This is a genomic window from Zavarzinia marina, assembly GCF_021568905.1.
GTDB classification, from domain to species: Bacteria; Pseudomonadota; Alphaproteobacteria; order Zavarziniales; family Zavarziniaceae; genus Zavarzinia; species Zavarzinia marina.
Genome location: NZ_JAKGSB010000003.1, coordinates 460,292 through 474,206, shown reverse-complemented (window position 1 = coordinate 474,206; position 13,915 = coordinate 460,292). Strand labels below are relative to the sequence as shown.

Genomic DNA, 13,915 nt, shown 5'->3' with positions numbered 1-13,915 from the left:
TCAGGCCTCCCGAAAGGCAACAGGACCCCAGGCACAGAATCCATGTCGAAGCATACGCCCAAGATCGCCCTGGTCGACGACGACCGCAACATTCTGACCTCCGTCTCCATCGGCCTCGAAGCCGAGGGTTTCTCGGTCGAGACCTATACCGACGGCGCCGCCGCTCTCGCCGCCTTCGGCCGTTCGCCGCCCGACCTCGCCGTGCTCGACATCAAGATGCCGCGCATGGACGGCATGGAGGTGCTGCGCCGCCTGCGCCAGGCGTCGAGCCTGCCGGTGATCTTCCTGACCTCGAAGGACGACGAGCTGGACGAGGTCCTGGGCCTGCGCATGGGCGCCGACGACTACATCCGCAAGCCCTTCTCCCAGCGCCTGCTGATCGAGCGCATCAAGTCGCTGCTGCGCCGGACCGACGCGCTCGGCGACGGCGAAGGCGCGAAGGCGGAGCCGATCATGACCCGCGGCCGCCTGACCCTGGATCCCCTGCGTCACGCCTGCACCTGGAACGGTCTGCCCATCACCCTGACGGTGACCGAATTCCTGATCCTCCAGGCGCTGGCCCAGCGTCCCGGCCACGTGAAGAGCCGGGACCAGCTGATGGACGCGGCCTATGACGATCAGGTCTATGTCGACGACCGCACCATCGACAGCCACATCAAGCGCCTGCGCAAGAAGTTCAAGGCCGTCGACGGCGACTTCGGCGCCATCGAGACCTTGTACGGCATCGGTTACAAATTCGACGAAAGCTGACCCGCTTTGCCGAAGCGCGCACCAAGGACCGTGTTCCCAGTCCCCGCGCGGCCAAGGCCGCGCGGGCGCGGTCCCTTCTCGTCCCTGACGCGGCGCATCCTTGCGGTCAACATCGTCGCGCTGGGCGTCCTGGTCGGCGGCGTGCTCTATCTCGATCAGTTCCGCGACAGCCTGGTCATCCAGCGCGCCGAATCGCTGCAGACCCAGGGTGAGATCATCGCCGGCGCGCTCGGCCTCGCCGCCTCGTCCGGCCCCGAGGCGACGGACCTCGACGTCGTGCCGGCGCGCCTTCTGCTGTGGCGCCTGACCGACCCGACGGCGACGCGCGCACGCCTGTTCAACAACGCCGGCCGCCTGATCGCCGACACCAACGAGCTCCGCCCCGACGCCCAGGTGCGCCGTGTCGAACTGCCGCCGCCCGACGCCGGGCCGGGCTTTCTCGAAACCCTCTACGACCTGATAGAGCCGCTACTGCCCGCCGGGCGCAGCCGCCCGCTCTACCAGGATTATCCGCTGCAGTCCGCCCGCGACTATCCGGAGGCGGTGGCGGCGCTGGCCGGCACGTCGAGCATGGTCGAGCGGTCGACGGCCGACGGGACGCCCCACATCTCGGTCGCCATTCCCGTCACACGCTTTCGCAAGGTGCTCGGCGCACTCGTGCTCTCGGTCGAGGCGCGGGAAATCGATCAGGCGATCCGCGCGGAACGCCTGGCGATCCTCGAGGTCTTCGGCGTCGCCCTGGCGGTCACGGTGCTGATGTCCTTCTTCCTGGCCCGCACCATCGCGCGCCCCGTGCACCGCCTGGCCGAAGCGGCCGACCGGGTGAAGGCGGGGCGCGGCATCCGCGCCAAGATCCCCGATTTCTCGAAACGCCGCGACGAGATCGGCGACCTCTCGGTCGCGCTGCAGGCGATGACCAACGCCCTCTACACGCGGATCGACGCGATCGAGAGTTTCGCGGCCGACGTCGCCCACGAATTGAAGAACCCGCTGTCGTCGATCCGCAGCGCGATCGAGGCCTGGGCCCGGACCGACAATCCGGATGCCAAGCGGCGCCTGGCCGAAATCATCGAGATCGACGTGCGCCGCCTCGACAAGCTGATATCCGAAATTTCCGACGCCTCGCGCCTCGACGCCGAAATGGCCCGCGACAAGCGCAGTCCCATCATCCTCGAACAATTGCTGACGGGCCTCGTCGACACCTATGCCGACCTCGACCGCGCGGGCTGGCCGCGCTTCGAACTCGATGTGGCGCCGGAGGCGGCGGGCGTCGCCGTGGTCGGATCCGGCGAGCAGGTGGGCCGCGTGTTCCGCAATCTGATCGACAATGCCATCTCCTTCTCGCCGGCGACGAGCGACCGGCCCGACGGCCGGGCCCTGGTCGCCATCGGCCTCACCCGGCGGGACGACCATCTGGTGACGACGGTGACGGACGACGGCCCCGGCATTCCCGAGGAGGCGCTGAGCCGGATCTTCGAGCGTTTCTATACCGAGCGGCCGAACGAACAGATCGGCAGCCATTCGGGCCTCGGCCTCGCCATCGTGCGCCAGATCGTCGAAGGTCACGACGGCACCATCGAGGTCAGCAACCGTATCGGCGACGACGGCAGAGTCGCGGGGGCGTGCTTCACCGTGGCCCTGCCGCTGCCCTCGAACGGCGGCGGGCGGCGGCGCGGCAACCGACCTTCGGCCCCGATGACCGATTGAGCGGGACGGCCGGATGAGCCGGATGACCGGATGAGGTGGTCGATTGACGCCGCCACGGTCCCGTCGCACCTTGGCGCCATGTCCGGCGCCGCCTCTTTCCTCCTTCATGGCACCTGTGTCGCCCTCGGGCCGCACGGCGTCCTGCTGCGCGGGCCGTCGGGGGCGGGCAAATCCGATCTGGCGCTCCGCCTGATCGAACGGGGCGCGCGCCTCGTGGCCGACGATCAGGTCGTTCTGAAGCGGGATCGGGACACGCTGCTGGCCAGCGCGCCGGCGGCGATTCGCGGCAGGATCGAGGTCCGCGGCCTCGGCATCGTCGCGATGACGGCGGTCGACGAGATCCCCCTGGCACTGGTCGTCGATCTCGTGGCGCCCGAAGCCCTGGAACGCATGCCGACCCCGGCCGAGGCCATGGTCGGCGACATGCGCCTGTCACAGATTGCCGTTACCCCTTTCGAGCCGTCCGCCGCCTTCAAGGTCGCGCTGGCGCTGGGTGCCGCCACCGGCGCCGTCGAGGTGATTCGATGAACGAGTATTTTCCGCCCGAGGCTTCGCAGGACGAGGAGGAGACCGTGGCGCCCGCCGACCGCCTCGTCGTCGTGCTGGTGACCGGGCTCTCCGGCGCCGGCAAGTCGACCGCCATGAAGGCGCTGGAGGATCTCGGCTACGAGACCATCGACAATCTGCCCCTCGCCTTCCTGACCGCCCTGCTTTCCCCCGGCGAGGAGCATCCGGCGCGCGGCGTCGCCATCAATGTCGACATCCGCAGCCGCGGCTTTTCCGCCGAACAGTTCCTGCGCCGGGTGGAGGCGCTGCGGGAGAGGGCCGACCTCGACCTCCAGGTCGCCTTCATCGACTGCGCGGAAGACGTCCTGGCCCGGCGCTATACCGAGACCCGCCACCGCCATCCCATGGCGGAGGACCGGCCGGTGCGCGACGGCATCGCCCTCGAACAGCGCCTGATGGCGGACGTGCGCGACGATTCGGACGACGTCATCGACACCACCCTGCTGACGACCAACGACCTGAAGCGCCTGATCAAGCAGCGCTACCCCCTCGATTCGGTCGGCGGCCTGTCGGTCACCATGATGTCCTTCTCCTACAAGAAGGGCCTGCCGCGCGAAGCCGATCTGGTGTTCGACGTGCGCTTCCTGGACAACCCCCATTGGGTGCCGGAACTGCGCCCCGGCACCGGGCGCGACCCCGAGGTGGCGGCCTATGTCGCCGCCGATCCCGTATTTCCGGAATTCGATCAGCATGTGACAGGCATGCTGACCTTTCTCCTGCCGCTCTACCAGAAAGAGGGGAAATCCTATCTGACGGTGGCTTTCGGCTGCACCGGGGGGCGCCACCGGTCGGTCTTTATGGCGGAACGTGTCGGCGGGGTCTTGCGCGAAAGCGGTCATCGCGTCACGGTCATACATCGCGATACGTTGTTCGCTTGAGGTTGACTTGTCGAATGGAGCCATGATCGGCCTCGTACTGGTGACCCATGGTCGCCTGGCCGAAGAGTTCATAGCGGCGACGGAACATGTCGTCGGTCCGCAACAGGCCGTCAGGGCCATCTGCATCGGTGCCGAAGACGACATGGAGCAGCGCCGCAGCGACATCGTCGATGCGGTCGCCGCCGTCGACCGGGGCAAGGGGGTGATCATCCTGACCGACATGTTCGGCGGCACCCCCTCCAATCTGGCCATTTCCGTGATGGAGCGGCCGGGGGTGGAAGTCGTTGCCGGGGTCAACCTGCCGATGCTGATCAAGCTGGCCAGCGTGCGCAGCAAGATGGATCTGGCCGACGCCCTGGTCGCCGCCCAGGAGGCCGGGCGCAAATATATCTCCGTCGCCTCGGCCATGCTCGCGGGGGAACAGGCGTGAGCATCGCGGAAGACGATCCCACCGCCCCCACCCGACAGTTGAAGATCTGCAACCGGCGCGGCCTGCACGCCCGCGCGGCGGCGAAATTCGTCACCACCGCCAGCCGTTTCGACGCCGAGGTTCTGGTCACCAAGGACGGCGCCGTCGTGACCGGCACCTCGATCATGGGCCTGATGATGCTGGCCGCCGCCAAGGGCACCACCATCGACGTCTCGGCGACCGGGCCGGAAGCCGAGGCGGCGCTGACCGCGCTGGCCGAACTGGTGGACAACCGCTTCAACGAAGACGAATAGCGCGCCATGCCCAATCCCGCCTTCGACGCCGTGTTCTTCGATTTCGGCGGCGTCATCCTCACGTCGCCCTTCGAAGCCTTCAATGTGCTGGAAGCGGCGCGCGGTCTGCCCGCCGACACCATCCGCCGCATCAATGCGACCGATCCGGACAGCAACGCCTGGGCCCGCTTCGAACGTTCCGAAATCGACCTCGACGGTTTCGATGCGGCCTTCGCGGCCGAGGCGGCGGCGCTGGGCATCGAGCTTCGCGGGCGCGACGTGGTCGCCGTCATCCACGGCGCCCTTCGCCCCGAAATGGTCGAGGCCCTGCGCCGGGTGAAACGCCATTACCGCACCGCCTGCCTCACCAACAACGTGAACGATGCCGGTGCAGGCGCCGCCTATGAGACGGAGATCGGCGCGGTCATGGCCGAATTCGAAGCGGTGATCGAGAGCCGGCGTGTGGGCGTGCGCAAGCCCGATCCGCGCTTCTATGCCATGGCCTGCGAGATCATGGCCGTCGATCCCGCTCGCGTGGTCTATCTCGACGACCTGGGCGTGAACCTGAAGCCCGCCAAGGCGATGGGCATGCACACCATCAAGGTGACCGCCGCGGTCCAGGCGCTCAGCGATCTCGAAGCGATCCTCGATCTGAAACTCCGCTGAACGCCTAGCGTCCCGAGGCCGGGGCCCCGGCGGCCTGGGGCTGCGTCGCCTGCGATTGCGCCTGGGCGCGTTCCTCGGCGGCGGCGCGGATCGCCTCGCGCACGCCGTCGTCGGTCGCCATCAGGCGCTCGAAGTCGCGGCGGGTCAGTTCCAGCAACTGGCAATAGGCGAGCGCGGTGACGTCGGCGTTGCGGGGCCGGTCGAACAGCAGCGCCATCTCGCCGACGAAGGCGCCGGAACCAAGCCTGATCTTCTGGCCGCCGAAGGCGACCTCGAGGGCGCCGGACGAGATGAAATACATCGTGTCGCCGCGTTCGCCGGTGGTCATGATACGCTCGCCCGGCACCGCCAGATGGGGCCGCAGCATGCCGGCGAGGGACGCGCGGCGTTCCTCGTCCAGGCCGGCGAAGATGGGCACCCGGCGAATGAGGTCGGCCCGCGTCATGCGCAGGTCGAGGCGCGGCGCCCGGCTGATCAAGGTGCGCCTGGTGTCGAGATCGCGCAGCAGGGCGTCGCGGATCTCGGTCGAGACCGCGCCCTCCTCCGCCATCTCGTTGTAGGCGATCGCTTCCTGCCCCATGGCGGCACGGGCGAGATAGCGGGTCTCCAGCTCGCCGGCATATTCGGGGTATTGCAGCTTCAGGGCGTCGATCGCCGACACCAGGCCGGCGATCCGCGTCTCGATCGTCTCGAACAGCAGGTCGGCGGCCTCGGGCCCGAACACCGGGGCCAGGGTGCGGCGGACATAGAACGCCATTTCGCGCAGCGCCGACTGCATGATCAGGAACCGCTCCAGCCGCGCCTCGAGGGCGACCGCCAGCGGCCGGTTCCAGCCGAGGCGGCGTTGCAGCACCAGGGCGAGGCGCAGCAGGGGCCGGAAGCCGAGCACGGCCTGCGCTTCCCGCGCATAATCCGCGCGCCCGCCGGCCTTGGCGGCATCGGCGAGGCGCGCCGCCATGGAGACCAGGGGCACCACCAGGTCGCGGCCGATCACCCGGTTCTCGAACATGGCGAGATAGACCGCCTGCTCGCGCCGGGCCAGGGTGACGAGGCCGGCATTGCCGACATCCTCGCCGCCGCCCCGCGCCGGCTCCAGGCTGGAAGCGAGTTCGAGTTCCGCCAGCCGGCGCTCGTAATAGGAGGTGACCTTCTTCAGCGCCTTGTCGTCGATCCGGTGCTCGCGCGCCAGTTCCGCCGTCTTCGCCGTCACCTGATTGAGGCTCAGCGCCATGACCCGGTCGCGGGTCGCGACGTCGCTGGGCGACAGCCTGTCGAGGCCGAGAAGGCGGATCAGCGGCTTCAGGGTCAGGCCGTTCACCAGCAGGGTGAAGAGCACATAGGTGGTGGCGAGAACGCCGATGAAGCGCTTCAGATCCGGATCGAGCCAGGGGTTCTCGGTCGCCGCCAGCGCCAGTGCCAAGGTGACGGCACCGCGCAAGCCGCCCCAGACGATCACCGCCTTATAGGCGGGCGTCACCCGTTGGGCGAGACCGACGGCGGTGACCAGCGGCATCAGCCCGAAGATGACCAGCGCGCGGGCGGCGAGCGCGGCCGCGACCAGCACCAGCAGGAGGACGACGTCCTGCACCGTGATGGTGGCGAGCGTCTTCGGCGCCAGCATGGCGGCGAGCACGAAGATCAGGGAATTGGCCCAGAAGCCGAGCGTCTGCCACGAATGATGCAGGTGGCGCCAATTGTCGGGCGCGATGCGGGTCCGCCCCAGCGCCCCGAAGGCGAGCGCGAAGACGACGACCGAGACGACGCCCGAGGCCTGAAGGTAATGCTCCGGCAGGATATAGGCGAGATAGGCGCCACCGACCGTCAGCGTGAGTTCCGACAGGCGGTTGTCGTGCAGGAAGGGGACCAGCCATGTCGCGATCAGGCCGAAGCCGAAGCCGATGCCGAGACCGATGGCGAAATGGCCGAGGAACAGCCACAGCCCCGACATGCCGTCGAGATCCTGCCCCCGGGTCAGCGCCGCCATCAGCATGGTGAAGACGGTGATGGCGGCGGCATCGTTGAACACCGATTCCCCCTCGACCAGGAGGGAGAGGCGGCGGGGCGCGCCGAGATCGCGGAAGATGGCGATCACCGCCGCCGGATCGGTGGTCGAGATGATCGAGGCCAGCAACAGGCAGGGAATGAGCCCGAAGGGCCCGGCATAGGAAAGCGCGAACCCGACCGAGACCGTCGCCGCCAGCACAGCCACGACGGCAAGCAGCAGGACGGGCACCAGATCCTCGAACAATTCCCGCGCATCGATACCGAGCGAGGCTTCGAACAGCAGGATCGGCAGGAAGACGACCAGGAAGACGACGGAACTGGAAGTGAACTGCCGCCACTCCTGCAGCATGTCGCCGACCGGCCCGTCGATGGCCGAGGCGCCGGCGGCCGAGGACAGCACGCCGACGGCGATGCCGACCAGGGCGAGGACGACGCTGTAGGGAACCGACAGGCGCCGCGCGACGGCGGGCAGGATGCTGATCAGGGCCAGCAGACCGGCGATGGCGAATACGGTGCCGACGATGGTGCTCATGTGCGCGCGGTCTCTCCTCCCAAGCGTCGCGAGATTAGAGCATCGCGCGGGAAGCTGTCACCGGACCTTGACGCTACCGCCTTGTTTTTCAGGCCTTTCCACCGCCCGGACGGGGCAGATGGGCGCGCAGGAAGCTCGCCACCGCGGCATCGGCGAGGCGGGCGACGTCGGCGGCGTCGGGCGAGTCGGCGAGGCCGAGCAGGCGGCGGATGTGCAGATCGCCCCGGATCATGCCGAAGAAGAGTTCGGCGGCGATGCGCGGATCGTCGATGTCGAGGGCGCCGCGCGCCTTGGCGCGTTCGAGATAGGCGGTCAGCGCCGCCACCACCCGCGCGGGCCCGGCCCGGTAGAAGCGCGCCGCGACGTCCGGCCGGCGCCCGGCCTCGGCCATCACCACGCGCATGGTCTTCAGGGATTGCGGGCTGGTCAGCACGCCGAGGAATTCATGGGCGATGCGCGACAGCGCCTGCTCGGGATCGAGCGAGTCGAGATCGGCATGCATCAGGCTGGCGAAACGTTCGGCCGAGCCGCGCGCCACCATGGCCTCGAACAGATCCTCCTTGGAGGCGAAATGGGCATAGACCGTCGCCTTGGAAACCCCGGCTTCCCGCGCCACGGCGTCCATCGAGGTGCCGGCGAAGCCGCGGTCGAGGAACAGCGCCGCCGCCGCCGTCATCACCTGTTCGTATTTGGCGGATCCGGTGCAGCCGGGATCCTTTCCACTATCGTCCTTCATGTCCTTACTCTCGCCGAATCCTCGGCTTGCCGTCGCGTCCGCGCGGCGTTTCGGCCCCGCGTCGCCCGGACCATCCTGCCATGCGAATGCTGCATGGCGGCAATAGATGTCAAGGCGCCGTCTTGGTGCTATATAGACTGAACTGAACGGTTCAGTACAGTTTATTCCGGGAACGAGGGCGCGATGAAGCCGCAGGTGAAATACGGGTTGCTGGGGGGCTTCGTGATCGCCGCCCTCGCCTTCGCTGGCTGGCTGTACCTCACCCGCCATCTGGTTTCGACCGACGACGCCTATGTCCATGCCGACATCGCGCCCATCAGCACCCGCGTGCAGGGCGTGGTGGCGCAGGTCATGGTGTCCGACAACCAGTTGGTCCGCGCCGGCGACGTGCTGCTGCGCATCGACGACTCGAGCTATCGCGCCACGGCCGACGCGGCGCGCGCCGCTGCCGCCGCCGCCGCCGCCGACATCGACACCCTGTCGAGCCAGATCGAGCAGCAGGTGCTGCGCATCACCATGGCCGAAGCCCAGGAAACCAGTGCCAAGGCGGAGGCCGAGCGCGCGTCCCGCGACCTCGCCCGCATGAGCAAGCTGGCGACCGGCGATTACGCGACGCGCCAGAAGCTGGACACCTCCAGGGCCGACAGCGCCAAGGCCGCCGCCGCGCTGGCCAGCGCCACCGCCAATGTCGGCGTGCAGAAGGCCGAACAGGCGGTGATGCAGACCAAGCTGGTCGAAGCCAAGGCCGCCCGCCAGCGCGCCGAAGCCCAGCTCGCGCTGGCCGAGGAGGACCTGAAGGATACGGTGATCCGCGCCCCCGTCGCCGGCGTCGTCGGCAACCGCGGTGTCGTCGCCGGCCAATATGCGCGGCCGGGCGCCGTGCTGCTGTCGATCGTGCCGGTCCAGGACCTGTGGATCGAAGCCAACTTCAAGGAAACCCAACTGGCCGACATGGGTGCCGGCCAGCCGGTCGAGGTTTCGGTCGACGCGCTGCCGGGCGTCACCCTGCACGGCAAGATCGAAAGTTTCAGCCCTGCGTCCGGTGCCCTGTTCAGCCTGCTGCCGCCCGAAAACGCCAGCGGCAATTTCACCAAGGTCGTGCAGCGCGTGCCGGTGAAGATTCATCTCGACGAATATCCGGCCCGTCTGGTGCCGGGCCTGTCGGTGGTCGTCACCGTCGACACCTCGGTCGAACCGGCGGCGGTCGCCTATGTGCCCGCGCCGTCGGAAGTGGCCGACAACGCGCAGCCCTGATCACCGCGCCCTGACGCGAGCGTAACGGAATTCCCATGGCCGTCGCCGACGCCTCCTCCCCCCCGGAGGCCGTATCCCCCACGGCGGCGGCCGCCTCGTCCGGCGACCCGAAGCCCGAACGCCGCCACCTGATCGGCTTCTTCGTCATGGTGGTCGGCATGTTCATGGCGATCCTGGACATCCAGATCGTCGCCTCCTCCCTGTCCGAGATCCAGGCCGGGCTGGGCGCCGCGCCGGACGAGATCGGCTGGGTGCAGTCGTCCTACCTGATCGCCGAAGTCATCATCATTCCGCTGTCGGGCTGGCTGAGCCAGGTGATGTCGACGCGCTGGCTCTTCGTCGTCTCCTGCGGCGGCTTCACCATCGCCAGCTTCGCCTGCGCCTTTTCCTGGTCGATCGAATCCATGATCGCCTTTCGGGTGCTCCAGGGCTTCCTGGGCGGGGCGATGATCCCGACCGTCTTCGCCACCTCCTTCACCGTTCTCGGGCGGAACAATCCGCGCGCCTCCGTCCTCATGGGCCTGATCGCGACCATGGGGCCGACGCTGGGCCCGACGCTCGGCGGCTGGATCACCTCCGCGCTGTCGTGGCACTGGCTGTTCCTCCTGAACATTGGCCCGGGCATCCTGGTGACGCTGACGACCGCCACCCTGATGGACATCGACAAGCCGAACCTGAAGCTGCTGCGCGGATTCGATCTCGCCGGCATCACGGCGGTGGCGATCTTCCTCGGCTCCCTCCAGTTCGTGCTCGAGGAAGGGGCCAAGAACGACTGGTTCCAGTCGGACGAGATCGCCTTCTTCTCGGCCCTCGCCGTGGTCGGGGGGATCTGGTTCTTCTGGCGCGCCTTCACCTTCGCCCGACCGGTGATCGATCTCCGGGTCTTTTCCAACCGCAATTTCGCGGTCGGCTGCGCCGTCGCCTTCGCCATCGGCTTCGGCATGTATGGTTCGGTCTATGTCCTGCCGCTGTTCCTCGGCCGGGTCACGGGCTACGACAGCTATCACATCGGCACCGTGCTGGCGGTGACCGGGGCGTGCCAGTTCCTCGCCACGCCGATCGTCGGCATCATGGCCCGGCGCTTCGATCCGCGCGCGGTGCTGGGCTTCGGGCTCTTCGCCTTCTCGCTCGGCGTCTACCTCAATTCCTTCCTGACCTCGCAGTCGGATTTCGCCGCTTTCGTGGTGCCCCAGGCGGTGCGCGGCTTCGGCATCATGGCGTGCATGATCCCGGCCAACATGCTCTCCCTCGGCGTTCTCGAGCCGTGGCAGATGAAGAACGGCTCGGGCCTCTACAATCTCATGCGCAATACGGGCGGCGCCTTCGGCCTCGCCATCATCAACACCATGCTGACGGACCGCCTGGCGCATCACATGTCGCGCCTGTCGGAATCGGTGAATGCCGCCCGCCCCGTGGTCAGCCAGACCATGGAGGGGCTGTCCGCCCATCTCTCCGACCTCGCCGGCGGCACGATCGACGGCGATGCCGCCGCCCTCGCCCTCGTCCGCCAGATGACGATGCGCGAAGCCTATGTGCTCGCCTTCACCGACGTGCTGCTGGTCATGAGCATCATCTTCGTGGTGATCCTGGCCTTCATCCCCCTGATGCGTCTGCCGAAGCCCGGCGCGGGCCCCGTCGCCGATCATTGAGCATCCTCGGGGGCCGCCGCCAATCTATGAGGGCCGTCAAAATATGAGGGGCGTTCGTATTTTTGTTTGCCACCCTCCGGCATGAAGCGTAGCCTGACGGAAAATCAGATCGCTTCAAATGAACAACAACGAAGCACGGAGGGAGAAACGGTCATGAATGCACTCGTTTCACAGATTACCAAGGACTCGGCCTACAACACGGTCCGCCCCAATGATTTCGGGGCCATGATCGCGGTCGACCGCTACGGCCAGCGCTCCAACGCCTTCGACAAGATCATCACCGCGACCCACGACCATTTCTGGGATCCGCTAGACACCGCCTATATCGATTTCAGCCAGCCGTTCGACATGGAGAACGAGCCGCTGCTGCCCTTCGACCTGATGGTCGAGCTGCAGTCGGCGGTGGCCGACAAGCTGGACGAAAAGCAGAAGATTCAGCTCGTCAACATGAACACCCATTGGTCGCTGTCGTCGATCCTGCACGGCGAGCAGGGCGCGCTGGGCCTGTCCGCCAGCCTGTGCCACATCCTGGTCGATCCGGGCGCGCAGGAATATGCCGCCAACCAGGCCCGGGAAGAGGCGCGCCACGTCACCGCCTTCACCCGCTACATCCAGGCGCGCTGGGGCAAGCCGGCGCCGGTGGGTCCGATCCTGGGCAACCTGCTGACCGAACTTGTGCTGGCGGAGGAAGTCTACAAGAAGCTGGTCGGCATGCAGATGCTGGTGGAAGGTCTCGCCATGGGGGCCTTCGCCATGCTGCATTCGAAGACCTATGATCCGCTGCTGAAGCGCGTCACCCAGCTCGTCATGACGGACGAGGCGTTCCACCACAAGTTCGGCAAGATCTGGGCCGACCGCACCATGCCGAAGCTCTCGGAAGACGAGCACAACAAGGTGGAGGACTGGGCCTTCAACTGCTTCCAGTCGCTGTTCTTCAACCTGGTCTCGCCCGACCAGAAGGGTTGGATCTACGAGCGCCTGGGCCTCGATCCCGCCTGGGTCCAGGCCGCCGTCCTCGAAGCCGCGACCGACGACCTGCGCCGCGACCGCATGAAGGACGGCACCGACATCTTCCGCGTGCTGATCAAGACCCTGCTGAACGCCGGCATCATCACCGACAGAACCAAGTGGTTCTACGAGCAATATGTCGATATGGTCCAGTTGAAGGCCGAAGGCGACTACATGGTGGGCGATGCCATCGCCGAGGAAGGCATCGAATACCTGAAGGAAATCAACAAGAGCCGCGGCGTGAAGAAATTCGGCAAAGCGGTCGCCTGAGTAAGGCTTACCCCATGACGGCCGCCGGCCCCCGAGCCGGCGGCCGTTTCTTTTGCGCTCAATAGGGGATCTGCTTCCGGCAGTGCGGCGCCTCGAGGTCGAAGGCCTCGGCATTGCCCGCGCGATTGCGCCAGGTTTCGAGCAAGACCGAACCGTCTGCCGCCAGATAGCGCGGGGCCTCGACCGTGCCCGCGACCTTCACGCATTCGGGTTTCTGGCCCGACAGTTCCATGCACAGCAGCGGCGCGCCGCCGCCCTCGCGCACCGACCAGCGCCCGGTGGTGTCGCACAGGCCCTCGCGCCGGACCATACGCCATTCTTCGTCGAAGTAATCCGTCACCTGGCGGCTGACCAGGCCGACCGAATGCAGGTCCAGGGTCCGCCCCGCCAGGCGGCCTGCAAGCCCCGTGGCCGGGCCATTCGGCGTCACCACCTGCCAGCGCGCGTGGCCGGGCCGCTCCAGGCTGGCGAAACGGTCGGTCAGCAGGGACGGGATCTGGCCGACCGCCGCCTCCGCCGCCATGGCCAGGGCTTCCGCACCATTGTCGCAGGCCCATGCCCATCCGTCGTCGTTGCGCCGCGTCGTCTTGGCGGCGATGCGCGTGGTCAGCACCGCGCCCGTGGCGCGCTGGACGTGGATCGTCGCCGCGATGTCCACCTCGGCGGTCGAGGCGGCGTGCCAGATCTCGAAGAAATGGCGCCGTTCCATCGAGAAGCGCCGCTCGAAGTCGAGACGCGGGGTCAGGGCGTCGGCATTGACCACGATCTGCCCGGCAAGGCCGAGACGGCGCAGTTCCGTCGCCGGCAGCAGGGCGTCGGCCATTTCCACACCGCCGGTCAGGCGCCCCAGGCTCTGGGTCACCATCCCGCGGAAGGCGGGGCCGGCATCCACGTGCAGATAATCGGCATTGCAGTTGACGGCGGCCGGCGCCACCGCCGTCTTCAGGCCCGCCGCCTGAATGATCAGGCGATAGCGGCCGGGCAGGACCGGCGGCGGCATGTCCGGCATCCGCGGCGCTTGCACCTCGGCGTCGACGTCATAGCCGTAGCCGAGGCTGATCGCCGGCAGATCGAGGTCGAGGCCGCAGCCCGACAGCGGCAGGCCGGCGACGAGAAGCAGCGCCAGCGCCCTTGCAAGCCGATTCATGAAGTCGCGTTCCCCCCGGCGCTCACCCGTCGCCGCCCCCCGATC

13 protein-coding genes are annotated in these 13,915 nt (G+C 67.7%); 10 read left to right on the top strand and 3 right to left on the bottom strand.

Annotated elements, in window-relative coordinates; genetic code table 11:
• Positions 1 to 42 precede the first annotated feature (42 nt).
• The 7 genes from L2U69_RS11095 to L2U69_RS11065 are packed head-to-tail and all read left to right on the top strand — an operon-like array spanning position 43 to position 5,270.
• Positions 43 to 750, top strand: a complete 708-nt coding sequence (locus L2U69_RS11095; RefSeq protein ID WP_236106870.1) for a response regulator transcription factor — start codon at positions 43 to 45, stop codon at positions 748 to 750.
• Positions 751 to 780: 30 nt separating this feature from the next.
• Entirely contained in the window at positions 781 to 2,457 is a 1,677-nt protein-coding gene (locus tag L2U69_RS11090; RefSeq protein WP_236106869.1) for a sensor histidine kinase, read from the top strand.
• A gap of 30 nt (positions 2,458 to 2,487) precedes the next feature.
• Positions 2,488 to 2,985 (top strand): HPr kinase/phosphorylase, encoded by a 498-nt coding sequence (locus L2U69_RS11085; protein WP_236106868.1) that lies wholly within the window; start codon positions 2,488 to 2,490, stop codon positions 2,983 to 2,985.
• Entirely contained in the window at positions 2,982 to 3,902 is a 921-nt protein-coding gene (rapZ, locus tag L2U69_RS11080) for an RNase adapter RapZ (protein ID WP_236106867.1), read from the top strand. The genes L2U69_RS11085 and rapZ overlap by 4 nt, the downstream gene beginning before the upstream one ends.
• A gap of 22 nt (positions 3,903 to 3,924) precedes the next feature.
• On the top strand, positions 3,925 to 4,332 hold the full coding sequence (locus tag L2U69_RS11075; protein WP_236106866.1) for a PTS sugar transporter subunit IIA: 408 nt from the start codon (positions 3,925 to 3,927) through the stop codon (positions 4,330 to 4,332).
• A complete protein-coding gene (locus L2U69_RS11070) occupies positions 4,329 to 4,625 on the top strand; it encodes an HPr family phosphocarrier protein (protein ID WP_236106865.1) in 297 nt (98 codons plus the stop codon). The genes L2U69_RS11075 and L2U69_RS11070 overlap by 4 nt, the downstream gene beginning before the upstream one ends.
• 6 nt (positions 4,626 to 4,631) lie before the next feature.
• A complete protein-coding gene (locus L2U69_RS11065; RefSeq protein ID WP_236106864.1) occupies positions 4,632 to 5,270 on the top strand; it encodes an HAD-IA family hydrolase in 639 nt (212 codons plus the stop codon).
• Positions 5,271 to 5,274: 4 nt separating this feature from the next.
• Here L2U69_RS11065 and L2U69_RS11060 read toward each other — a convergent pair whose 3' ends face one another.
• Both L2U69_RS11060 and L2U69_RS11055 read right to left on the bottom strand, forming a co-directional pair.
• A complete protein-coding gene (locus L2U69_RS11060) occupies positions 5,275 to 7,806 on the bottom strand; it encodes a cation:proton antiporter (RefSeq protein ID WP_236106863.1) in 2,532 nt (843 codons plus the stop codon).
• An 88-nt stretch (positions 7,807 to 7,894) separates the two neighbouring features.
• Positions 7,895 to 8,542 (bottom strand): TetR/AcrR family transcriptional regulator, encoded by a 648-nt coding sequence (locus tag L2U69_RS11055; protein WP_236106862.1) that lies wholly within the window; start codon positions 8,540 to 8,542, stop codon positions 7,895 to 7,897.
• A 183-nt stretch (positions 8,543 to 8,725) separates the two neighbouring features.
• On the opposite strand from L2U69_RS11055, the gene L2U69_RS11050 reads away from it, so the two are divergent.
• The 3 genes from L2U69_RS11050 (at position 8,726) to L2U69_RS11040 (ending at position 12,723) form a co-directional block, all read left to right on the top strand.
• Positions 8,726 to 9,796 carry an HlyD family secretion protein gene (locus L2U69_RS11050; protein WP_236106861.1) on the top strand — a complete coding sequence of 357 codons (1,071 nt, stop codon included), beginning with the start codon at positions 8,726 to 8,728 and terminating at the stop codon, positions 9,794 to 9,796.
• A 35-nt stretch (positions 9,797 to 9,831) separates the two neighbouring features.
• On the top strand, positions 9,832 to 11,445 hold the full coding sequence (locus L2U69_RS11045) for a DHA2 family efflux MFS transporter permease subunit (RefSeq protein ID WP_236106860.1): 1,614 nt from the start codon (positions 9,832 to 9,834) through the stop codon (positions 11,443 to 11,445).
• 153 nt (positions 11,446 to 11,598) lie between these two features.
• The gene (locus tag L2U69_RS11040; RefSeq protein ID WP_236106859.1) at positions 11,599 to 12,723 is read left to right on the top strand and encodes a ferritin-like domain-containing protein; all 1,125 of its coding nucleotides are present in this window, start codon (positions 11,599 to 11,601) and stop codon (positions 12,721 to 12,723) included.
• A 58-nt stretch (positions 12,724 to 12,781) separates the two neighbouring features.
• Here L2U69_RS11040 and L2U69_RS11035 read toward each other — a convergent pair whose 3' ends face one another.
• On the bottom strand, positions 12,782 to 13,870 hold the full coding sequence (locus tag L2U69_RS11035) for a hypothetical protein (RefSeq protein ID WP_236106858.1): 1,089 nt from the start codon (positions 13,868 to 13,870) through the stop codon (positions 12,782 to 12,784).
• Positions 13,871 to 13,915: the final 45 nt, after the last annotated feature.